This window comes from Spiroplasma endosymbiont of Sarcophaga variegata, from assembly GCF_965178695.1.
In the GTDB taxonomy this organism is placed as follows: domain Bacteria; phylum Bacillota_I; class Bacilli_A; order Mycoplasmatales; family Mycoplasmataceae; genus Spiroplasma; species Spiroplasma poulsonii.
Window position 1 is genome coordinate 561475 of the sequence record NZ_CBCXVU010000002.1, and the last position, 23986, is coordinate 585460.

Genomic DNA, 23986 nt, shown 5'->3' on the forward strand with positions numbered 1-23986 from the left:
TATGAATAAAAAAATTGCAATCCTAACTGACTCATCAGCTGGTTTTACAACAGCAGAAATTAAAGAATTAGGAATCCACGTTATTCCATTGCACATTATTTTAAATAACGAAATAGATATTTTAGATACCAAAGAAGAAATTAAAAAGTATCACTTTTATAATATTGTTAAAACAGGAACTACTAAAACAAGCCAAGCTTCAACAGGAGAATTAATGGCAAAATGAGATGAAATTCTAGAAACATATGATGAAATCATTCACTACCCTATTGCCGAAAAACTATCAAGCCAATATGCAACAGCTTATACTTTAAGCCAAGATAAACAATATCTTGGAAAAGTTCATGTTGTTCGTAATCATACTGCCGCTTTTGCTTTAAAAACATTAATTATTTATGCCAATGAATTAACAAAACAAAATTTTACTGTTAAAGAAATCATTGCAAAAACAAATGCCTTAGAACAAAAAACATATATGGCAATGATCCCTGGTAGCCTAGAACGTTTATCAAAAGGTGGGCGTGTTGGAAAAGTGCTGCTATCATTAATTAACTTATTTAAAATTAAAATCTTAATCCAATGAGGAGAATATCCTAAAAAAATTGCTTCATCACGAACATTAAATAATTTAATTGAAGCATTAGTTGAAACATGAGATAAATTTAAAAAAACAGTTAAAGAAAAATTTCAGTTATTTGTTTTAAAAACAGATCAATGCGCTGACAAAGTTTGAGATAATGTTACACAAAAATTAAATGAATTAAAAGTCGATTATCATACTGAACAATTAGCTAATATTTTTGTTGCTCATGCTGGCTTAGATACAATTGCTTTTGTTGCAATTCCAGAAAATAAATAAAAGGAAAAACCATTTCTAATTTAGAAATGGTTTTTTTGTTTTCTTCTAATGGCGGAAGTAAAGAGATTCGAACTCTTGCATGGATCACTCCATCTAACGGTTTTCGAGACCGCCCCCTTCAACCAGACTTGGGTATACTTCCATCTTTATTATCCTGGCAGGGGTGATAGGACTTGAACCCACAACGTACGGTTTTGGAGACCGCTGTTCTACCATTAAACTACACCCCTAAATTCTTTTAAATCATAACATAAATATTACAAAAGAATCCTCTGGTTTTAAAATAAAAAAAGTATCTACATACTTTCATCTTATAAAACATAATGGCAGGGGTAGCAGGACTTGAACCCACAACACTCGGATTTGAAGTCCGATGTTCTACCACTTGAACTATACCCCTAAAATAAAAATTAAGTATCAAAATTGACACTTAATTATTTTAACAAAATAATTTAAAATAGCAAATAATTATATTTGTTTTCTAAAATTACAATTTGTTACATAATATTTAATTCTAATTTTATTTTATTAATTTAAAATTAAATGAATAAAACAGATAGTTTTTTAATCCGCCGCACTTATTATTTCAAAATCAACATTCTCCTCACTATTAGAGGTTGGATTTGATGCAAAAGAATAATATAAACCAGTATCCAAACTGTTACCAAATGTAAACATAACTGCCCATTTGTCTTCTATTTGTCGGTCTCATTCCAAATGAGTTGATTCATTTAGTAGTCCATGTCCTTTTGACTTGTTAATAAAGAATTTGTCATTAAACTAAATAAATCAATATCTTCTAAACTTTTTGCCTCATCTGAATCCTTAAAACTATCGAACATAATTTTAATAGCCCCTTTTAAACCATCCTTTTGATTTTTCATTGTTATTTTTTTAAAATCTTGGATAGAGGCTTCTAAACCAATACTATCATCCGCTGTAATAATACCAGAACCTGAATATTTTAAAAATTGAACAATTATTTTTCCTCAATTAGTTAATTTTTTATCAATTCCATCTCCAGATAAATTTAATGCAATTGATAAATCCTCATTATTTTTATCTTTCACATTGCCAGATAAACCAAGACCAAAAATATTTAAATAATTTAAGCTAATTTCAAAAGTACCTAAATTTAAAGAATAATTTTTATCAACATTAAAGACAGAACCAACTTTTGTTTTATAAAAATCAACAAAATTTTCAGCAGTTGCATTAGATAAATGTTTTCATGGATTATTTTTACCAGCATTAGGATCAACTCAATTTGCTAATGATAACTCAGTTGCTTTTTTGGTTTTAGATATTCCCATAAAGCCTTTATTTTCAGCAGTTAATTGACCATCTTCCACTTTTTTAATTAAATCAGTATCATTATAAGTTATACTAAGGTTTTTAAATTCTTTTTTACTAGCAATATATTCTTTAAATTAATTTTTTAAAGTACTATTTAACTCAGTTGTATCTTTTGAAAAATCTCAAATCATTTGATTATATAATGGTTTTAAAATTTCATTTTCTGAAAAATCAACAGTTTCTAATTTTATAAAATAGTCTTTAATATTTTCAATTAAAAATCCTACTGCCTTATCAGAAAAAGTCCGTAAAGCAGCAACGTTTTCACTAACATTATAAATACTTGATAGTTGGAAACTAGCATACATTTTTTTAAATTGTAACTGAATTGTCGCTGTATAATCAACTCGAACAGCTGAAAATGGTTAGGGATTAATATCTGTTGGAAACTTACTACGTAAATTTTCAACATCAATATAACTTACTTTTACAACATTTCTTTCATCATCTAACGTTAATGGCACTGTATTAGAAAAATAATTTGAATATTCGTTTTGTAATTCATGATTAACATTATCAAAAATTTTTGTAAAATTGTTAATAAAATAAGTCGCTAATTTATTATCTTCTGAATTGCTTAATTTTAATTGATAAGGTTCAGTATCACCCTTATTTACTTTAGAATAGATTTTTGATAAGTCATTTTTTGTGCTATCGACATATGGCGTATCTTTAATTTTTTGATTAATTTTTTCAGATGCTTTTACTTGAATTTCATTAAAGACTTTAATGTCTTCTGCTGTAATACTTTCGTTGCTAAGATTTTTTTTGTTATGACAGGCAACAACATTTGGCGCAACAGTTCCAACTAATGTTATTGTCCCTAAAATACTTAATAGTTTTTTCATTGTTTTTTCCCTCTTTGCTTTTAGTTATATTTATTTAAAATTTAAAAACTAAAATTTAGGCGGGATATGTGTCTTACGAAATAAACATAAACATTTTGTATGCAAAAAAATAATTAGAAGAATAATTTTACAATAACACCTAATTTTACAAATACTTAACATAATTTTTTCATCTCTATTCTTTTTATTTTTTCATAGTTAATAAAAGGAAAAAATACGTAATTATTATATCAAATTACTTGGCTTGTTTTTAACAATTAATCATAGTATTTAATTAGGGGGTGTTGCAAATAAACGGGTATTATTTAATTTAATTAAAAACAAGAAACTTTTTTTCTTTTATAAAAACATAATAACACAAAAAAATAAAAATACAAAAAATAATTTCATATTTTAAAATACTAAAAAATAGTTTAAAAACTAAAACTAAATTATTTTAAATTAACTAAAATTAAATCTCATAATTTTTAAATCCAAAATATTTTTAAATATTGAAAATGAAAATGTTTTATTCCCATATCCTAAACAAGATTTTACAACTCTTGAAACATCACTTTCAGCAGATACGCCAATATTTCACTCTTTATTTTGATTTAAAATAACATTTTTTAAATTAATAAAATACCTTAATTTAATTCTTTCATTCTGTAATGATTTTAAAAAAGTTATAAATTCATCGTATTTTCCTTGTAAAAATAATTCCTTTGCGTGTAAATAATTTTTAAATGATTCTTTACTACGATTACCACAATATATATTATTCTTTAATTCTCTTATTGTATGAAACCTATCAAATATAAACATACCATCTAAAATTTTAGCAGTTTTTTTAATTCATTTAGCACTATCCCCACCAATAATTAATTTAATATTTTCATAATTTTTAAAAAATTTTTGAATTTGTTTTTTAATAAAGTAATTAAATTCTGCTCCTCGAGTTTTCTTATTAAGAAAAAAAAAACAATATTTTTTATTTAAAGATTTATTATTTTCTTTTCCAGTATTAAATGAAATTATTCTAACAGTTTGCAAATAAGATTTATTATTTTTATTTTTTAAAGTTATATGTGCATCATCTAAATTAATATATAAATTTTCAAAATTTTTTAAATCTATTCTTTTATCTTTTCTTTTTATTAATGCTTTTCGTAAAATACGCGAAACAGATGAAAAATGCAATTTACAATTAAACATATCTAATATATCGCTATATCTTTTATTTTTTGCTATTTCAGCAATTATTTTTAATTTTAAATCATTAATTATTCTTTGTCATTTTCCAACTCCAAATTGTTTGTCAACAATAGGAACATGTTTTCACTTACCCTTATAAAAATATTTGTAAATTCTTCGCTTATAAATCAATATTCCAAATTCTGTTTTAATTTTTCTAGTTTTTATTTCTTTTACAAAATATTTTGTTTTATCTCGTTTTTTAAAAATTATATTATCAATTCTTTCTATTTTTTCTTTTAACTGATTTAAAGCATTTTCATAAATATTTACGCTAAATTTATTAAAATTAAACATTTTATTATTTCCTTTCGTTGTTAAATTAAAATTATTAGTTAATATATTTCATAAATTTACACCTACTTTAAAAAATGTATAGTATAATTAAGAAAATTATAACATTTCACAGAAAGGGATAAAAATATGAAAAAATGACTAAGTATTTTGGGAACAATCGGATTAACTGTAACAAGTACAACAACATTAATTAGTTGTGAAAAACCAAATAACAATGAAAACGGGGGGTAATAAACCAGAACCTTGAAATCCACAACAACCGCCAGAAAATAGTAGTTGAAAGTTAATACCATTAGATAAATTAAATAGGAATCCAGATAATAAATGATATATTGGAATTGTAAAAAAGAAACAAAATGATAATTTTTCTATTATAAAATTTAATTTTTCAAATAAATCAATTTGAGATAATAGTGGGGTACCTTATCATATTATTAATGGTGTATGATATCTTTTTAAATCATATTATTGTTGAGATGGTTTAAATGAACCTCAAACACCTGAAATTGATACAAATACCGGTAAAATTACAGATTGAAAAGAATAAAAGGACTAAAAAGTCCTTTTTTAAATTAATCGAACAAACTTCATAAAGATAATTAATAGGAATATATTTGTTATTGTATTATATAATGCTGGACTAAATTTTCATACCTCAAATGTTTGACTAAAAAAACTATATATTGTTTGAAATATTTTACCAACACCGCTTGCTAATTCGTTTACTTGTTTAACACCGGGAATATTATTTACAATTCAAATTGCAGCATTTTTTATATGACACGCTAAATTATATCAACTACAACTTTCATATTGGGCTTGTCATCATTGTCAATCAGGAAACAACCCGCCATTATTTATTTCTTGTCAGTTATAAATTCCAAAATTAAAATCATAATAACGGTACATATCATTTTCTTTTTGGGCTTGTAATTCAAAAACATTATAACCGATTTTTTGTTCTTCAATTTTTTTGTATTTTAAACCGTATTTATCTTTTAAAGCACCTTCAAAAATATAACCTTCATTTTGATTAATATTATAATTATTTGCAACTGAAAAATCATAATTAAATACATTACCATAATTAGTATTATAAAAACGATTTTTAAATGCTGAATACAATTTAATGTCTAATTGATTGTATTTATCAGAAAAATAAAAATAACGAGGATAAATTTTAAAACCATTATTTGCTAATAAACCATATTTTTTATTATATCCTTGTACATAAGTATCATTTTCTAAATCAAAAATGGTACGTAAATAATCTTTATAAAAATTTTGGGAAACCGTAAACATACTATTTAATAGTTTTTCAAATTGATTTTTATTAGTATTAGTTTCATCAATTAAAACATCTCTAAAATTAATCAATTTTAAACCAAAAAAATTAATTAAAACAGTATCATACTGTAAATTATCAATATAACCACTTTCAATAAAATTACTACGATTTTGAAAAACAGGTACCAAAGCATGGGTAAAAAAGGCTTTTAAAAATTTATTAATATCAATTTGACCTTTCATCTGTTCAAAAACCATTTTACCAGTATTGGGAGTATTACCTTGATAATAATTATAAGTTTCAGCACTAAAATTAAAAGTATCTTCTTTTTCTTTTATGAAAGAAAATAAAAATCCTAAATCATCAGTATATCGATAATTATTATAATCACTACCATTTCAATATTGTTTAAGATGTGTTAATTCTAAACTACCAGCAATAATATTTTTATTTTCATCAATTGTTAAAATCATCCGATAAATTGATTTTCTAGTTAAAATAACATCAGGTTTTCAATCTAATTTTTCCATATTATTAATAATTTCAAAATCAAAAATTATTCTTTCACTACCCAAATTTGGGTCATCATAGTTTGGATTACCACCTTGCTGAATTCGGATATTTTGGTAGTCGGAAAAAAACTTAGGTTTTATAAAAAATATAAATAAAGTAATTAAATACAAATTAAATTAATCGCTTATTAGAGCGATTTTTTTATTTGCATTATTCATCAGATAGTATCTTTAAAATTAAAAATTAACCTATTTTGCCCTACAAACTAGTTAATTTTTATAATTTCCTTTCTGTGATTTATTATATTTTTTCGGTTTAACAACTAATAATATCATTTTTAATAAAGGTACTACCTGATGAATAATGCAATACTAAAACTTAATATTTTGATGCTTAAAGATGGATAACTCATCTATGGCACGAAGCCTTAAAGAAAGTGTGAAAGCGATTGGATTTACTCTCCTATTTATTTCTTTAATTCTCGGCAAGATTAATCCCTTGCGAAATGTCAGAGCACGTGTTTTTTGGCTTGTTTTCATAAAAAGAGTGTTGTTAAACCTAAAAAAACAATATCGGACACTAAAAAAACAAGAGGGTTGGAACTCCAAAAGGTTATTTTCTTTATATAAAGTTGTCTAGGGATGGATGAAGCGTAATTAATAACTGGGTAAACTGTTTTTTGTTTATTTCCGTATGGGGGTAAACTCTATCAAAATATCCTATCCGCCCCCGCTCACCTTCAAAGTGAAGCGGGCGGCGAAGTAATTAAATACTAAAATAAATTATTTACTAAATATCAAAATATTAACCAATAAAGGAATATTATGTTTTTTTACAGAAAGGAAAATATTTTATGAAAAAATGAAATAAAAAAATTAAAAATAAATTACAAGAATTAATGATACGAGCTTATCCAGTAACGGTAAATGATATTAATGATGAAATTTGAGCAACAAATAAAAAGAATTAAGGAATATAGATAAATGACAGAATATAAAAGTTTGTATATTAATAAAACTTGAAATGAAATAACAACATCTTTTGAATGAGCTAATTGTCAGCCTGTTAATTGTCGTATTTCACATCATAAAAATCATTATGATTTGCAATGTTTAGAATGAGCCAAAATGTACTTAAATTTATTTAAAGACAAGTGAGATGTTATTGCTTCTTATATGCAATATTATAAAATTAACGATATTTTAGATTTAGCATCAGATGGATGAAAAATATTACAAATTGACAAAAAAATAAAACAAATAAATTAAAATATATTATTGTAATTGACCCTGCTGGAATTGGACAAACTGGTATTATTATTTATAATGTTTTGCAAAAGAAAATAATTAATAATATTACTTTTAATTCCAAAAATGAAGAAGAAGCAATAAGTAATATATATTTAATATTAAATGAATTTAAAAATAAAATTTGTTCTTATTTAAATAAAGTTATTGTAATAATTGAAGATTATCAACTTCATAAAGGTTTAAAAATAAAAAACCCATTATCTACTCCTAAATTTATTGGTGGTTTAAAAGTTTTATGCAAATATCTATTTAATTTAAAATATATTTTACAATCACCAGTCATTAAGAAAAATTATATTTATAAAGGAAATATTAAAATGTCAGAGCACGAACACGATGCTTGAAAACATTTACAGTATTTTTTAGCAAAAGGAGTTGATAAAAATGGCACAATCAAAAAGTAATTTACCTAAAAAATCAGTAACTAATAAACCTAAAATAAAAAATAAAAAAATTAATAAGTTAGAATTAACTGTTAGATTACATGAAAATCCGATTAAAACTAAAATTAAGGCACTGGTTGCTGGGGGTGTTGAAGTTGATGCTTGTTCGGCTAAATGTCAATGAGACGGATTAAATTATTCAACATTATCAATATATAACCCATCTATTTTAACTGAGTTTTTAAAATTAAAAAAAGATGATGAGATAAAAATTAAAGGCTCAGTATTTAATCAGTTAAATATAAAAACTAAACGCTATTTTTTATCTTTTAGAGTAGATAGTTTTGAAATTATACAAAAAGCGATTAGAAAAAGAACAAATACAAATATTAAAAAATAGGAGGAAAAATCAATGGCATTAAAAAATGTAAAATATGTTCTTATTGATGAAAATAATGAACCTATTAAAAGCGAAGATGGTAGTTTAGATATTAAAACTGCTGAAATTATTTTAGAAAATACTGCTGAAGTTGAAGAATTTAATGCAAGTAATTTAGAAAATAATAATCAGCAAATCAACGAACTACAAACAAAAAATACTGAATTAACTTCACAAATTGAACAACAAACAATTCAATTAAAACAAATTGAAGTAATTGACTTTATTAATTCTTTAACTGATAATGAAGAATTTAAAAATGTTTTATTAAAGTCTTATGATATTACTGATGATATTGAAATCATTAAAACACAATTGCAGAGTGTTTATGATGAATTAATTAAGGTACAAACAGTTAATACTGGTGGCGTACCAAAAGTAGAAAACAAAGAAAACAATATTTTAGATACAGACAATGTATTTAATAAATAGAAAGAAGGAAGTAAATTATGGCACAAAACCCACAAAGAATTTTCGGAGATATTGCTAATCAAGCAACAAAACGAGACCGAGAAACATTTGAACAATGATATTTACAAACTTATCAACAAAAATTTAGTTGAGAAGCTTTATTTGCATGAAAAGAAGTAAATAAGTTTGGTTTAACATATAAAAGAAAGAAAAATATTAAATACAATGAAGGTCTAGGAAACGAAGGACAAGTATTTAATACTGATGATAACCTACTAAAATATTCAACAGTGGAATTTGAAGATGGAACTGTTGAATTAGATACAATTTTAACTTTTGCTCGTAAATTAGACCCCGTAGAAAGTGATTTTAATCCTAATCTTTGGGCTGCTGATATTGAGCAAGCAATGGATACTGAGGTTGCTTATAAACGCAATAAAATTTTAGAAATTATTAATAAAGGAACAGTTACAACTATTCAAGGACAAAAAGCAGATGATACAAATGCTTTACAAATCCACGATGAAATTATGGATAAAATATATGAAAACGGCTTTACCCCATCAGAAACAGTTGTATTAGGTTCGGCTGATTTTATTCGTGGAATTCGTAATAAATTACAGTTACAACTTGGAGCAAACGACCAAATAAATAGCGTAATTGAAACGAGTGGAGCAATGAAAACTGTTGAAGGAACAACATACTATATGGTTCCTAAAAAATTACCAATTATTAATAAAGATGGTTCTGAAGGAACAATTACTCTATTACCAGATGGTGTTAATGCAATTGCTTTTAAATTTAGCAAAAAATATGACCCGCTTATTTTACGCAAAAAAGATCATACTCCGTTAAGAGTTGGTGCTGCTGCGTTAGGTACTGGAATGGGTAATACTTTGATTATGGAAAGAGTTTTATATTTAGGTGGAGCAGTAGTTGAACCCAAAGGAATTATTAAACATATTGTTACAAAAATTGATATTAGTAAAATTAATAAATTAGATAAACCAACTATTCATGTTACAGATCCAACACAAGCAACACCAGAACAGTTAAAACCACAATTTAAAGCTGTTGTTTTAAAAGCAGTTAAAGCCGTAAATAGTTCTTTAACTGAAAGTGATTTTGATTACTTTATTGAAAGTAAAGGTGAAGATTGACCAATTAATATTACAAATGAAAAAACTGTTGAAGTTCAAATTGAAGGTAAAAACAACGCTACTGGTCAAACAAATCCGATTGATGTTAAAATTAAAAATTCTTAATAGTACTAAAAAATAGTACTTTTTCGTTTGATAGATATGCCAATTGGAACATCTAAAACAGCCCTTATTTATGCTGTTAAAAAAAATCCAACTAGATTGTCAATCCAACAACAAGAAAAAAGTTTTGGTTTACAGTTATTAGAATTTTTAGGAATTCAAGTTTTAGCCCTTGGTTTATCAGTTTTAACTGGTGGTGTAGCATCTACTGTTGGTCTTGGTGCGGGATTATCTAATTTTGCCGCAGCATTTATTTCGTTTGGAGTAGAAACAGCAACCGATTTTGCTGTAAATCAAATATACGATAAATTAACATCAGAAGTGACAGTAAAAAGTACTGCCTTAAATTTATTACCAGCAATTGGTGGAATTGGTAAATTAACGCGTGCTGCTCGCACAACTAGAATTTTAAAATTAGCAAAAGAAACTAAACTACTTGAAAAATTAGGTGTAATAACTGCTAATAATTTAGAAGATGTTGTAAAACAAGTTACGGGTAAAAAGGTTTTATCTGATAAATTAATATTTGATTTTACAAAGCAGGCTAATAATGAAACTTTATTATATACAATTGGAAAATTAGCCCGAAATGATTTTTATAAAGGTTTTAAAGTTTCTAATTTAGAAACAATTAATAATTTATTAAAAATTGAGAAAAATATTCAAAAAATAAGTCCTAAATTAGTTCAAAAAATACCACGCGTAAATGAAAAAAATGCTAATAAATGATTGTCTGAATATGGATTAAATATTGATAAAATAAGCAAAATTAATACTAATGATTGATATAACATTATGACTAATCTTCATAAAAAAGGTGTTGGTAAAAACCTACTATTAAATGCTAATTTAATGCGGGGTAGTAAAATATATAATAATAAATTATTAAATCTTTTACATCAAACACCAATTAAATTAAATAAATTATTAAATCATTTAAACCCAAATTTTTATATTCAAAAAGTAACTAAAAAATTATTAGCCCCAATTGAAAAACAAATAATTACTATTAAACAAAAAGTAATTAGTAAAATTACTGATAAAACTAAAAAAATATTATCTAAATTTGAAACTAAGGTTATTAAAAAAGGCCAATTATTACCTTTTGCTTATGGTTCTGATGTTTTTTTAGCAGTAAAAATTGTTCCTTTATCAGTTGCAGGTGAAGTTGCTTTAACAATATATTATAAAAATCCTAAATATGCCCCTATTGTCGTTATGACAACTTTAATCAAAGCAGAACAGTTTGTTTTGGCTCCTGAACCCTTTAAATTCTATATGAACAGTGAGTGGTTTATTGGTTGAGGATTTAAAAAAACAAGTTTGTTTAATTTAGTTTCTTTTGCCCCACTTGCTTATCAGCAAGTAGTAAAAGATAGTTTTAAAATATGTTGGACAATTGCTAAGATATTAAAAATGAAAGAACAATTTAAAAATAACTTTAATAAAGATAAATTGTTAAATACGCTAGAAGATAGTGTGGTTACTAGTTTATTGGGTAAAGGATTAGCATTTCAAACATACAAACAACTCAGAACAAAACAAGATTTAAACAAAACAATTAAAACAAAAACATTACTAAATAGTAAAAAATTTATATTAAAGAAAATATATTCTAAAAAAAGTAAATGATAAGGAGATGATTAAATGTTAAATGAATTATGACCAAATGTTACTTTGGAAAATTATAATAATTTTATTCCAATGACAGGTAAAATTACACAAGTTCCAGTTCGTTATAATAAGTTCTTTAAAGGTGATTTAGAATTATGATTTAAAACATTTGCTTTAAGAGCCCAAAATATGATTAATTCCTATTTGAATTATCCATTTTCAAAATTAAAGTTTGAAACATTTAAAGACCCATTATTAAAGAAAATTTGTATTAATATGGTGTTTATTACTATTGAGCATTGAATATTTAACCGTATTCCAATTGAGTTTTTTACTTCGGCAAATATGAGTGTTGGTGATATTAATTATTCATCTCAAAATGACCCAATGGCAACATGACAAGGTTTATTACCTAGTTATGCAAAATCACTGGCTAATTTAACAACTTTAAAGAAAATGTTTCGTACTTTTCAAGAAGAAGGTATTGATTTAACTATGATAGATTTAGAAGCATATTATACTCAGTTAGAAGTTGATGCATTATTAGAAAAAGAAAAAACTAAGATTGATAATAAAAGTATTATTAAAAATAACAAAAATGAAATAGGTGTTCCATTTGATAATAAAAGTATTATTAAAAATAGTGATGGTGAAATTGCGGTTTCAGATTTAAAACAAAATAAAATTACTTTAATGCCAAATGCTAGTAAGCGTAATAATGCTGATTTTAATGCTGAAACTGGTGAATTAAGAATATGAGACCCAATCTTCCAAAATAATGACCAAGTTGCAGATTTTAGTGTTATTAAAACAAACAAAACGCCTGGACTAGAAGCAACAGATGACACATTACCAACTACTAAATATATTAATGAACATTATGCTTTAAAAGAAAGTATCGAGCAGTGAAAAGAAGTTGGAGAAAGAGTAAATGAAAAAGTAATTAAATATAAATTTATTTTAGGGAAAAAATATAAAGTTCATTTTATTTGAGAACGACCAACTGCAGATTTTGTTATAACAACTTGTTTTGAATGTAAAGATAATCATGGTGGTTTGCAAACTATTTCAACTAGTTTAGCATTGGGAAAGAATGGAGCAACAAGAATTGGTTTTTTAAGTGCAGATAATTCTCTTAATAATCATAAAGTAGTAATTTCAATGACAGGTGATGAATATTCGCCAACAATTCTAAAATTAGAAGAGTTACAATAAATTAACGAGGATAATTATGGTTAATAAAAATATTATAATTAAAAATAATAATGAATTAATTACAAATGAATGCTAATTTATTAAAAGAAAAAAATAATTTAGAAAGAAAGTGGAGTGTTATAAATGAATTTAAAAGAGTATAAATCAGAAATTTTATTATTAATTCGCAAAATATTTATTTGAGGATTAGGAGCAATTTTAATAATAAGTGCAATTGTGTTATTTTTTTGCAAAGCATTTAAAGTAATTGAAATTTCATGACCAGAATATTTTTATATTGGCTTATCATTACTTATTAGTGGTGTTTTGGTCTATTTAATTGATAAAATTTTTGAATTTTTTAAAAAAGATAAAAAACAAGATAGCATTGAAGATGTTATTAAAAAAGATGAAACAAAATAAAGAGGTGTTATAAATGGGATTGTTACCTGCCAAAAAGAAATTAAAAAAGAGTTATGATATTGATAGTTATTATCTTAATTTAGCATCAACTATTACTAATCGTAAAAATGTTACTGTTCAAAAACATAATGAGATTTTAGAAAAAAGAATTTGTGAAGATAATGCTAATTTTTTAAATCCACGAGATTTAGAAATTAGCATTTATAATCCACTTATTAATAAACAAATAAACTCTCAATTAATTAATAACTTTTTAAAAATGCAAGACTTTACTAATAAGAATTGATATAACGAATATAAAATTAATAAGAATGGTAAGGGTGCATACTTTATTTTTGCTAATAATTCAAAACTTAATTTTATTACTATTGATTTTTACAATGACCAGTATGATGAATTGGGTAATTTAGTATCTTGTACTTTTGATTATGATCCTTATATTAAAAATGACCAGAGTGTTTTTATTACTGAAAAATTAGAAATTGATTATGTAACTAAACAAGTAAAAGTTATTAGAAAGTTAAAAACACAATTATACAGTACTATTACCGACTTATATATTGATGATACTAAATGAAATAACTATACAACATTACAAAGAGAAGAAATATTACCACTTAATTTTATTCCAATTGAAATTATTCCTAATAATCCTAATTTTGAACCTTCTGCTCGTTATGGTAAGCAATTTGCTAGTATTTTAGATATTATTGCTGAAAAGATAATGTTAGACCCATTATTAAATAGTGGTAAATTTACCATTAATACTAATGGGGTTACTGGTGTGGTTGACCAAGAAATTAGTAAAATGTTAGCTTCATTTATTGAAAATGACTTGTTATTAGTTGAAGGTGACCCTGATAGTAATTTTCAACCAGTAGACTATATCGCTGGTAATTTTAAAGGTGAGCAATTAACCAAAATATATGATTGATTATTAACTAATTATTATAAAATAAATCGCCATCATATTCCCGCTATTGCTAAGGGAGCACAACAAACACAAGCTGAAGTTGCTGGTGTAAATATTCAAACAAACGCATCATACGAACAAATGATATATATTAGAGAAATTAAATTAACTGAATTCATTATTAAGTTAATTAAATATGATAACGCCATCTTAAACAGTAGAACATTTAATATTAAAAATATTGATGAGTTAATTATTGATGTTCATTTACCAGTAAATGCTACTTTAAATAGACAACTAAAAAATAACGAAACTATTATCAATATGCCTAATGAAGAAGAAGGAGAACAAGAATAATGTTAAAACCATCTGAAAAAATGTTAGCACAATTAGCGCAAAATGATGAACCAATTGATTATTCAATTGATAGTATTCCGTTAGATTTTGCTAATCAATCACAATATAGCGACCCCGACTTAGAACAATTATTTACAGAAGACCGTGCCAGAACCTTATATATTTATAAAATTAATAATCTTGTTAAGACAAAAGAAAAACCTACCTTAAATTATTCTCAAAATAGCGTTAAAATAGGTTTTATTGATAAAGACGAATATATAAAAATTACTGGTTATGAAATTAGCGACTTTAATTTTAAATTACAAATTCAACAAAATACAACAATTCAAGACAACAGTACAAGTTATATAATGATTGATGAAAAAGATATTTTAATTAATGATATGGCAAAACAAGATAAAGAATTTTTAGAAACATTAGACTTAAAAATAGTATCTATTAATGAACCAATTAGTGAAGACAATAAAAATGAATGTTATATCATTGAAGAATATAAATGCCCTTATTCACCAAATGGTGTTGATATTATTAAATCTACGCATTTAGTTAAAATAACTGACTTTAAATGAAAAAATCAAAATAGCATTCATTTAGTATTACAAAAATCATTACCCGAAGATACAGTATTTACTGGTATTGAGATTAAATACCCTAAATCAATGTTATTTGGTAATATTAAGTGCTGAGGGGATATTAATGGTGTATATTCTTATCCAGCATCCAATATTGAAAATGCTAGTTTAGTCCCTTTGTTATCAATGCCTATTGAAACAAATCCTACTTTAAGAGTATTTCAATATTGATTTACGGAAAGTTTTTTACCTTGATTTATTGCAAAAATATATGTTCAACCAGATAATATTTTAAGTTTAATAAAAAATAATGGTTTAGAAAAAGTTTTATTAAATTATTTAACATATCGTTATAATTATGACCGTAAATTTCAAGGAGCAAAATACGATGAAAAAGGAAATCCCATTAATAAAGCAGCAGAATTACGCCAAAAATTCGAAGGACAAAAACCAGAAGATGTTATTGATGGTTTATTTGAAAACTGAAAATTAGATAATCCAAGTGAATTACATAAAACATATGTAAAAAGATTTAAACAAATTATATATATGTTGTCAAATTATACATATAGTAAATATGCAATTAATAAAGGTTATAATGATGATGTTAAATTATTTGCACCATATTATTTTGAATTAATTTCTAATCCAAGAGAGGTAGAAACTGGATATTGAGAATTTGAACACTGCAAAGTTAAATTAAATTCATCTTATTTTAATTTTACCGGCGGTTCTAATCCACCAACTCCAATAAACTATTGAATGGAAGTTTATGCAAATGATAAACCATTTAGTAAAGTAGATAATAAGTATTATTTTGTTGTGTGGCATATAAAGAATAATGATGATTGAAGAATTATTAAATTTAAAAATAACATAGCTATAGGTTATTATCAAAAGATAATTTTAGATAAATATAATACTTATGATCTTAAAATAACAGAAAAAAATTTACTTGCTGATGAAAATCGTTTTGCGCATCATTTTTGATGAGATAGTGATGATGGAAGTCATATTAAAGCGGTTTATCATTGAAATAATGATAGCGAACCAAATACACCGTTTATTTCTCCTAAAACTGGACAAATTACAGATTGAAATTTAAAACAACAAAATAATATAAACAATGATGATGAAATTAAAGTAACTGCTAAAAACAAAGATATTTCAGAAAATCCTGTTTATCAATTAGAAGCAAATTTTTTTAATTGATTATCATTAACAAATGAATTAGAAACAAATAATATATCTTCTCTTATTCCGGCAGAAATTAAACTGTCAGATGGAGAATATGGCAAATATTTAACAAATTTAATTATTTCTAATGACAAAATAGAAGAATATTTAAACTATTTTTCACAATGATATAGATTACTTTATTCTAAGGCGGTTTGGGCAAGTATGACTAAAAATTTAGTTGAAGATAGTATTAAAATAACTTATGATGTTAAACTATTTGCTTTAAATCAAATTGAAATATCTGGAATATGAGGTTATGAAAACTATGATATAAATATTTTTATTGAAAAAACAAATGAAAAAATTATTCAAGGAAAAGATATAAAATTAGAATTAATCGAAAATACACCAATTGGAACTAAAGTCAGTGGAAAAGATAGGAATACATATTTACAACTAATAGAATTTGATACCTGATATCTTTGAAAAAATGGCATTGAAGATGAAAAATCATATTCAAATATAGCAGTTGTTGATTTTTTAAAACAATCAAATAGTATAATATTTGCTTATCCAACCATAAAAGAACAAATTAATATTAATAATTTACAATTGTTTAGTAGGAATAATGAAAAAATATCCTTACTTACATTAGAAATATAAAAAGTTATTTAGATTTATAAATCTAAATAACTTTTTAATTTATCTTCAACATCTGTATTTGGTTCGCTATCATTATTTCAACGATAAACCGCTTTAATATGACTTCCATCATCACTATCTCATCAAAAATGATGCGCAAAACGATTTTCATCAGCAAGTAAATTTTTTTCTGTTATTTTAAGATCATAAGTATTATATTTATCTAAAATTATCTTTTGATAATAACCTATAGCTATGTTATTTTTAAATTTAATAATTCTTCAATCATCATTATTCTTTATATGCCACACAACAAAATAATACTTATTATCTACTTTACTAAATGGTTTATCTTGTGGTGCTATTCATTCTAAATTGTCTTTAATTTCTTTGTTTTCAGTATATATTTTATGTTTTTCTTTTAGTTCTTTTAATTGTTGTTCTGTATATTGTGATGTATTACAAGCAACTAAACTTGTTGTACTTGTTCCTATTAAAGTGATTGTTCCTAAAAGACTTAATATCTTTTTCATTATATAATAATTCCTTTCGCTAAATCTTTTTACAATCACAATTATATATATATATATATATATATACAAGGGCTATTTAAGAATTTAAAAGGAAATTATTTAATTTATATTATATGGAAAGGGTCAATCTGGGCTCGCGGTGATTTCCATAAGTTTTGCGAAAAATTACTTAAAGTTTAAAAAAACTTTTGCCGCGCTTTTCAAAATACTTGGGAAAAATTCTAAGCGTTAAGCGAAGAATTTTATAAAGGTTCCCAAATTTGTTTGAAAGAACCTCAAAATCTTTTTTAACTTGTAAGTCATTTTATCACAAAAATTTAAGAAAATCAACCGCTCGCCCAATTCCTGCAAATGATTTTTTATAGTCTTAATGATATAATTAAATTATTTAAAGAAAGGAAATATATTTAATTTATGTATAAAAAAGGAAATAAAATTAATGTTAAAATAACAAACGTTACACCTTATGGTGCTTTTTGTAGAGCAGAAAAGGCTGATGGTTTAATCCATATTAGTGAAGTTTCAGATTACTTTGTTAAAGATATTAAAGATTTTTTTGATATTGGTGATGAAATTGAAGTTGAGGTGTTAGATTTTAATACAGTTAGAAAACATCTTAAATTAAGTTATAAAAATTGTCATCCTGAACTATTGAAAAATGATGATGGTAATGAAATACAAGAAAAATCACCTAGTTTAGAAAAGTCATTAAATATCAATTATTTAATAAATAAAAAGTAAATAAAATTTATAAATGTTAGAAGGTTTTAAAAACCTTTTTTATATTCCCATTTTAAAACGATATGGATAAGAACCATAAAACAAAGCATCATATGGGTCATGATACATTTTACTATCGGGTGTGTTTGTTTTGGTGTCACTAAATCTTAGTTCACTAATGCATTTATCTAAAAATGAAAAGTTATCTAATGTGCCATATATTTTGCCTTGAACAAACATTTTTCTTATTCATGTTACACGATTTATTATACCTGCTTCTTTATTAAGGGATGTCTGATGTTTTTTGGCTTTAAACATTTTAATTTTATAACCCAAATAAGGATAAATATCTTCTTGTAATTTTTGCATAAAGTCGTGGGCATTAATATCATAATGAAATGTAGCATATTCAAAATCATCAAATTTATCAAATGTATTAATTATTCATTGTCCGTAATGTTCAACTATTTCATTTAAATTCATTGCGTTTTTTGGTGTAACAACATTTTCTTCAATTAAATATTTATCATATTCATTATTTTCATTAATTTTATATCCACTAAATAAAAATACCGTATGGTCTTCACTACCGTTAGCATAATCAACACCAATTGAATAACTATCAAATTGATACTGTTTTGTATTGGAATTATAAAAATCTTGTAAATTATATTCTTTAATATATTTACGATAATTTCGTAAAACATAAATACTGGGGTCATTATCGTTATATTCAAAACCGTAGTATTCAAGTTCAAATAAATCAGGTCGTTCTTGTTTGTTTGTTAAAACAAGTTTTTTAGTAATATTAGGTATTTTATTTCAAACAGCACCCATTGTTAATCGTAAATTAAAAATACCCAAACCATTAAATGCTTGTTTGTTTTCTGAATATACTTGATTGTGTTCTTTTAAAATATTTTTAATTCTTTCATTTAAGGGTAAATATGGGGTTACAAATTTTTCATAAAAGACATGGTATTTATCAAAAGGATTAAAAGTAAATTGATTAGAATATGTTTTATGAAAATATGTTGTTACTGTTATGTATTGTTTTGCTATGTTGTCTCATTCTTGAAATATCCAAGATAATTCTTTTACTGGAATAGGATTATCTAAATTATATTGTTCATTATCATTTTCATCCGTGTATTTTTCATAAGATACTTTTAAACTTTTTGAACGAAACATTGAAACTCTTAAATTATTATATCTTTTATCTAGTTCTTTATCAGTTAAAATTTCTTTTTCTTCGGCATGTATCATTTCATCTGTTCACGCCGATATAATACCACTACCTTTACCAACTTTACCCATAATTTTATTACCATTAGCATAGCCAGCAAAAGCAATACGAACACCACTAGGAAAAACAATCTCACCACCTTCTTTAACATTTTTAGGTCAAACAATGCCATTTTCATTGTCAGGTCCTATATCAATCCCATATTTATCGTATAGATAATTACAAACATTAATTGTATCGCCGAAAGTAGTATCTTCGTGGGTGTTGGAATATCTTCGTAAAATATTAGATGAAGCATCGGCAAAATTACAAGCAAAAAATAATTTTTCGGCTAAATGATTTCATGTTTTATTAGTACCACGCCCCGCTGAAACAAACTTAAAAAAAGTTGGCGAAGTAAAATATCGGGCATAACTATCACCAACAAAATCTTTAAATACTTCTCAATCAAAACCAAAATTATAGTCACTAAAATTTAAATCATACTTTTTATTTAAATGTTCATAACTAGTAATTCGTTTTTTGTTATTAATTTTTGTAAAATCTTGCATTTTCAATTAGCCTCCTTTTTTGATAAGATTATATGAAGTATTAAGTATCAATTAAGTATCATAATTTAAAATATTTTTTTAATTCAGAAAGGAAATTATAAAATGGAATTAAAACAAAATTTATTAGGAAATTATAAGGAAAATAAAATAATAGAAACAAACAATGAAGTTAAAAATTTATTTATTAATAGAGATAATGAGATATTTAAATTATATCAACAAGAACAAATATTACAAGGATATAAGGTGATATCAAAATTGCCAAAAACAATTAAAACAGAATATGGAGATTTTCCTATTAAAAGAAGATTATATGTTAAATATGATGAAGAAAAAAAAGAAAATATAAATCGTTATCCTTTAGATGAAGAATTAGGCTTAAAAAAATATGAAAGAATCGAAATAAATTTAAAAGATAAATATATGTCTTTTATGGGCGATGGAAAAAGATATAAAGATATTTTGCATACAACAGAGAATGTAAATATTAGCGAAAGAACAATATCTAATATTTTTAAAAATGCCAATTTAAAAAAAGTTGACTATATAAGCAACAAAAATAACAATAAAATTAAAATTCCAAATAATGTTTTATATATTCAAATTGACGGAGCTTTTGAACCAATGCGAGAAAATAAAAAAAGAATTGAAAATAAAATATTTCTTGCTACTATGCATGTTGGTGTTGATAAAGAAAAGTCAACAAAAACCAAAATAAAAATGAAAAAGAAAAAAGGCGTTTTCCAAATGATGAATAAAAATCATAATAATAAAAATAATAAATCTAATATTGATAATTTTATTGATAAAATTTTTAAATTAATAGATACTTATGATATTAATGAAGATACTAAAATATTAATATTAAGTGATGGTGAAAAACAAATTAAAAAAATTTATAGAGCAGTAAAAGCAAAATATAAAAATAACAAGGTATCATATAGCTTAGATAAATTTCATCTTACAAGTATATTTAAAAAAATATATCCCTTTCAAAATAAAAATAAGGAAAATAGAGAAGCATATCATAAAGCTGTTGATTATTTTTTTAATGGTAAATATGAAGAATTATTACAGTATTTAGAAGATAGTAAATCGTTTATAAGTGATACTAAATTAGATTTTTTGAATAAAGCTATTAGATTAATTAAAAATAATAAAGAAGGTATTGAAAACCAAACATTAGAATATAATATTGGTTGTCATGTTGAAGGTGATGTATCGCATTATATTAAGGCTGTTAAAGGGCGGGGTGCGAAAATATATTGTAAAGAAACATTTATCAATATGTTAATTGGTTCAATGTTAAGACTTAATAATCAAATTAATGATGAGAAAGTTGATAAAAATGATAAAGAAAAAATTGAATTTAATATATTTAATTTAAATCAATTTCAAAATCAATTTTTATCTTTATAAAAAAAAATAAAAACCTTTTAAAATTAGCAATAATTTTAAAAAGTATTTTTTAGTGTGTCAAAATTTATAAATTATTTTTTCAACTAAAAATTATATTTTTAAAAAAGTTGAATTTTTTATAAATTTTGTTATCATTTAATTATAAGCGAAACTTAATTTGTTTCTAATTACTTAATTTTATTAAAAACCTAAGAATAATGAATACTACCGATATTGGTAGTCGGAAAAAAACTTAGGTTTTATAAAAAATATAAATAAAGTAATTAAATACAAATTAAATTAATCGCTTATTAGAGCGATTTTTTTATTTGCATTATTCATCAGATAGTATCTTTAAAATTAAAAATTAACCTATTTTGCCCTACAAACTAGTTAATTTTTATAATTTCCTTTCTGTGATTTATTATATTTTTTCGGTTTAACAACTAATAATATCATTTTTAATAAAGGTACTACCTGATGAATAATGCAATACTAAAACTTAATATTTTGATGCTTAAAGATGGATAACTCATCTATGGCACGAAGCCTTAAAGAAAGTGTGAAAGCGATTGGATTTACTCTCCTATTTATTTCTTTAATTCTCGGCAAGATTAATCCCTTGCGAAATGTCAGAGCACGTGTTTTTTGGCTTGTTTTCATAAAAAGAGTGTTGTTAAACCTAAAAAAACAATATCGGACACTAAAAAAACAAGAGGGTTGGAACTCCAAAAGGTTATTTTCTTTATATAAAGTTGTCTAGGGATGGATGAAGCGTAATTAATAACTGGGTAAACTGTTTTTTGTTTATTTCCGTATGGGGGTAAACTCTATCAAAATATCCTATCCGCCCCCGCTCACCTTCAAAGTGAAGCGGGCGGCGAAGTAATTAAATACTAAAATAAATTATTTACTAAATATCAAAATATTAACCAATAAAGGAATATTATGTTTTTTTACAGAAAGGAAAATATTTTATGAAAAAATGAAATAAAAAAATTAAAAATAAATTACAAGAATTAATGATACGAGCTTATCCAGTAACGGTAAATGATATTAATGATGAAATTTGAGCAACAAATAAAAAGAATTAAGGAATATAGATAAATGACAGAATATAAAAGTTTGTATATTAATAAAACTTGAAATGAAATAACAACATCTTTTGAATGAGCTAATTGTCAGCCTGTTAATTGTCGTATTTCACATCATAAAAATCATTATGATTTGCAATGTTTAGAATGAGCCAAAATGTACTTAAATTTATTTAAAGACAAGTGAGATGTTATTGCTTCTTATATGCAATATTATAAAATTAACGATATTTTAGATTTAGCATCAGATGGATGAAAAATATTACAAATTGACAAAAAAATAAAACAAATAAATTAAAATATATTATTGTAATTGACCCTGCTGGAATTGGACAAACTGGTATTATTATTTATAATGTTTTGCAAAAGAAAATAATTAATAATATTACTTTTAATTCCAAAAATGAAGAAGAAGCAATAAGTAATATATATTTAATATTAAATGAATTTAAAAATAAAATTTGTTCTTATTTAAATAAAGTTATTGTAATAATTGAAGATTATCAACTTCATAAAGGTTTAAAAATAAAAAACCCATTATCTACTCCTAAATTTATTGGTGGTTTAAAAGTTTTATGCAAATATCTATTTAATTTAAAATATATTTTACAATCACCAGTCATTAAGAAAAATTATATTTATAAAGGAAATATTAAAATGTCAGAGCACGAACACGATGCTTGAAAACATTTACAGTATTTTTTAGCAAAAGGAGTTGATAAAAATGGCACAATCAAAAAGTAATTTACCTAAAAAATCAGTAACTAATAAACCTAAAATAAAAAATAAAAAAATTAATAAGTTAGAATTAACTGTTAGATTACATGAAAATCCGATTAAAACTAAAATTAAGGCACTGGTTGCTGGGGGTGTTGAAGTTGATGCTTGTTCGGCTAAATGTCAATGAGACGGATTAAATTATTCAACATTATCAATATATAACCCATCTATTTTAACTGAGTTTTTAAAATTAAAAAAAGATGATGAGATAAAAATTAAAGGCTCAGTATTTAATCAGTTAAATATAAAAACTAAACGCTATTTTTTATCTTTTAGAGTAGATAGTTTTGAAATTATACAAAAAGCGATTAGAAAAAGAACAAATACAAATATTAAAAAATAGGAGGAAAAATCAATGGCATTAAAAAATGTAAAATATGTTCTTATTGATGAAAATAATGAACCTATTAAAAGCGAAGATGGTAGTTTAGATATTAAAACTGCTGAAATTTTATTTTAGAAAATACTGCTGAAGTTGAAGAATTTAATGCAAGTAATTTAGAAAATAATAATCAGCAAATCAACGAACTACAAACAAAAAATACTGAATTAACTTCACAAATTGAAC

General features: G+C 24.4%; 24 protein-coding genes, 3 tRNA genes and 1 pseudogene. 18 read left to right on the forward strand and 10 right to left on the reverse strand.

Going from position 1 to position 23986, the window contains the following annotated elements:
- The first annotated feature begins 1 nt into the window (after position 1).
- Positions 2-859 (forward strand): DegV family protein, encoded by an 858-nt coding sequence (locus ACOBME_RS04685; protein ID WP_419334454.1) that lies wholly within the window; start codon positions 2-4, stop codon positions 857-859.
- Between the two features lie 49 nt (positions 860-908).
- On the opposite strand, the gene ACOBME_RS04690 is transcribed toward ACOBME_RS04685, so the two are convergent.
- The 7 genes from ACOBME_RS04690 to ACOBME_RS04720 form a co-directional block, all read right to left on the reverse strand.
- A tRNA-Ser gene (locus tag ACOBME_RS04690) sits at positions 909-1001 on the reverse strand.
- A 13-nt stretch (positions 1002-1014) separates the two neighbouring features.
- Positions 1015-1089: transfer RNA gene (locus ACOBME_RS04695), tRNA-Trp, on the reverse strand.
- Positions 1090-1183: 94 nt separating this feature from the next.
- Positions 1184-1259: transfer RNA gene (locus ACOBME_RS04700), tRNA-Trp, on the reverse strand.
- A 331-nt stretch (positions 1260-1590) separates the two neighbouring features.
- The gene (locus ACOBME_RS04705) at positions 1591-2211 is read right to left on the reverse strand and encodes a hypothetical protein (RefSeq protein ID WP_419334457.1); all 621 of its coding nucleotides are present in this window, start codon (positions 2209-2211) and stop codon (positions 1591-1593) included.
- Between the two features lie 78 nt (positions 2212-2289).
- A complete protein-coding gene (locus tag ACOBME_RS04710) occupies positions 2290-2523 on the reverse strand; it encodes a hypothetical protein (protein WP_338964364.1) in 234 nt (77 codons plus the stop codon).
- 57 nt (positions 2524-2580) lie between these two features.
- Complete coding sequence (locus tag ACOBME_RS04715) at positions 2581-3063, reverse strand: lipoprotein (protein WP_338964367.1); 483 nt, start codon at positions 3061-3063, stop codon at positions 2581-2583.
- 441 nt (positions 3064-3504) lie between these two features.
- Positions 3505-4593 (reverse strand): Mbov_0401 family ICE element transposase-like protein, encoded by a 1089-nt coding sequence (locus ACOBME_RS04720; protein ID WP_419334460.1) that lies wholly within the window; start codon positions 4591-4593, stop codon positions 3505-3507.
- A gap of 126 nt (positions 4594-4719) precedes the next feature.
- On the opposite strand from ACOBME_RS04720, the gene ACOBME_RS04725 reads away from it, so the two are divergent.
- Complete coding sequence (locus ACOBME_RS04725) at positions 4720-4824, forward strand: lipoprotein (RefSeq protein ID WP_338964373.1); 105 nt, start codon at positions 4720-4722, stop codon at positions 4822-4824.
- Positions 4808-5140, forward strand: coding sequence for a spiroplasma phage ORF1-like family protein (locus tag ACOBME_RS04730; protein WP_338964375.1), 333 nt, complete (start codon positions 4808-4810; stop codon positions 5138-5140). Before ACOBME_RS04725 ends, ACOBME_RS04730 begins: the two co-directional genes overlap by 17 nt.
- 20 nt (positions 5141-5160) lie before the next feature.
- Here the strand turns inward: ACOBME_RS04730 and ACOBME_RS04735 are convergent.
- A pseudogene (locus tag ACOBME_RS04735) lies at positions 5161-6507 on the reverse strand (spiroplasma phage ORF1-like family protein); the annotation flags it as partial.
- An 870-nt stretch (positions 6508-7377) separates the two neighbouring features.
- On the opposite strand from ACOBME_RS04735, the gene ACOBME_RS04740 reads away from it, so the two are divergent.
- The 10 genes from ACOBME_RS04740 to ACOBME_RS04785 all read left to right on the forward strand — a co-directional run bounded on the left by ACOBME_RS04740 (position 7378) and on the right by ACOBME_RS04785 (position 17117).
- Complete coding sequence (locus ACOBME_RS04740; protein WP_040092454.1) at positions 7378-7662, forward strand: hypothetical protein; 285 nt, start codon at positions 7378-7380, stop codon at positions 7660-7662.
- A complete protein-coding gene (locus tag ACOBME_RS04745) occupies positions 7617-8108 on the forward strand; it encodes a hypothetical protein (RefSeq protein ID WP_338966353.1) in 492 nt (163 codons plus the stop codon). The genes ACOBME_RS04740 and ACOBME_RS04745 overlap by 46 nt, the downstream gene beginning before the upstream one ends.
- On the forward strand, positions 8089-8487 hold the full coding sequence (locus ACOBME_RS04750; protein ID WP_338966354.1) for a hypothetical protein: 399 nt from the start codon (positions 8089-8091) through the stop codon (positions 8485-8487). Before ACOBME_RS04745 ends, ACOBME_RS04750 begins: the two co-directional genes overlap by 20 nt.
- Before the next feature lie 12 nt (positions 8488-8499).
- Entirely contained in the window at positions 8500-8958 is a 459-nt protein-coding gene (locus ACOBME_RS04755; RefSeq protein WP_338966357.1) for a hypothetical protein, read from the forward strand.
- Between the two features lie 17 nt (positions 8959-8975).
- A complete protein-coding gene (locus ACOBME_RS04760) occupies positions 8976-10202 on the forward strand; it encodes a hypothetical protein (protein WP_338966359.1) in 1227 nt (408 codons plus the stop codon).
- 36 nt (positions 10203-10238) lie between these two features.
- A complete protein-coding gene (locus ACOBME_RS04765) occupies positions 10239-11834 on the forward strand; it encodes a hypothetical protein (RefSeq protein WP_419334465.1) in 1596 nt (531 codons plus the stop codon).
- A 12-nt stretch (positions 11835-11846) separates the two neighbouring features.
- Entirely contained in the window at positions 11847-13028 is a 1182-nt protein-coding gene (locus ACOBME_RS04770; protein WP_419334467.1) for a hypothetical protein, read from the forward strand.
- A 123-nt stretch (positions 13029-13151) separates the two neighbouring features.
- Entirely contained in the window at positions 13152-13430 is a 279-nt protein-coding gene (locus ACOBME_RS04775) for a hypothetical protein (RefSeq protein WP_338966369.1), read from the forward strand.
- A 13-nt stretch (positions 13431-13443) separates the two neighbouring features.
- Positions 13444-14700 (forward strand): hypothetical protein, encoded by a 1257-nt coding sequence (locus tag ACOBME_RS04780; protein ID WP_338966371.1) that lies wholly within the window; start codon positions 13444-13446, stop codon positions 14698-14700.
- Positions 14700-17117: a hypothetical protein gene (locus ACOBME_RS04785; RefSeq protein ID WP_419334470.1), complete on the forward strand. Its 2418-nt coding sequence runs from the start codon at positions 14700-14702 to the stop codon at positions 17115-17117. The genes ACOBME_RS04780 and ACOBME_RS04785 overlap by 1 nt, the downstream gene beginning before the upstream one ends.
- 14 nt (positions 17118-17131) lie before the next feature.
- Here the strand turns inward: ACOBME_RS04785 and ACOBME_RS04790 are convergent, their stop codons facing one another.
- Positions 17132-17629: a lipoprotein gene (locus ACOBME_RS04790; RefSeq protein ID WP_419334472.1), complete on the reverse strand. Its 498-nt coding sequence runs from the start codon at positions 17627-17629 to the stop codon at positions 17132-17134.
- 414 nt (positions 17630-18043) lie between these two features.
- Between ACOBME_RS04790 and ACOBME_RS04795 the strand changes: the two genes are divergently transcribed.
- Complete coding sequence (locus tag ACOBME_RS04795) at positions 18044-18370, forward strand: S1 RNA-binding domain-containing protein (protein WP_127093498.1); 327 nt, start codon at positions 18044-18046, stop codon at positions 18368-18370.
- A 39-nt stretch (positions 18371-18409) separates the two neighbouring features.
- Here ACOBME_RS04795 and ACOBME_RS04800 read toward each other — a convergent pair whose 3' ends face one another.
- Entirely contained in the window at positions 18410-20146 is a 1737-nt protein-coding gene (locus ACOBME_RS04800; protein ID WP_338966379.1) for a hypothetical protein, read from the reverse strand.
- A gap of 102 nt (positions 20147-20248) precedes the next feature.
- Here ACOBME_RS04800 and ACOBME_RS04805 point away from each other — a divergent pair, with 102 nt between their 5' ends.
- The 4 genes from ACOBME_RS04805 (at position 20249) to ACOBME_RS04820 (ending at position 23761) form a co-directional block, all read left to right on the forward strand.
- On the forward strand, positions 20249-21565 hold the full coding sequence (locus tag ACOBME_RS04805) for an Mbov_0401 family ICE element transposase-like protein (RefSeq protein ID WP_338966382.1): 1317 nt from the start codon (positions 20249-20251) through the stop codon (positions 21563-21565).
- Positions 21566-22651: 1086 nt separating this feature from the next.
- On the forward strand, positions 22652-22936 hold the full coding sequence (locus tag ACOBME_RS04810; RefSeq protein WP_040092454.1) for a hypothetical protein: 285 nt from the start codon (positions 22652-22654) through the stop codon (positions 22934-22936).
- Positions 22891-23382 carry a hypothetical protein gene (locus tag ACOBME_RS04815; protein WP_338966353.1) on the forward strand — a complete coding sequence of 164 codons (492 nt, stop codon included), beginning with the start codon at positions 22891-22893 and terminating at the stop codon, positions 23380-23382. The genes ACOBME_RS04810 and ACOBME_RS04815 overlap by 46 nt, the downstream gene beginning before the upstream one ends.
- Entirely contained in the window at positions 23363-23761 is a 399-nt protein-coding gene (locus ACOBME_RS04820) for a hypothetical protein (protein WP_338966354.1), read from the forward strand. The genes ACOBME_RS04815 and ACOBME_RS04820 overlap by 20 nt, the downstream gene beginning before the upstream one ends.
- Positions 23762-23986: the final 225 nt, after the last annotated feature.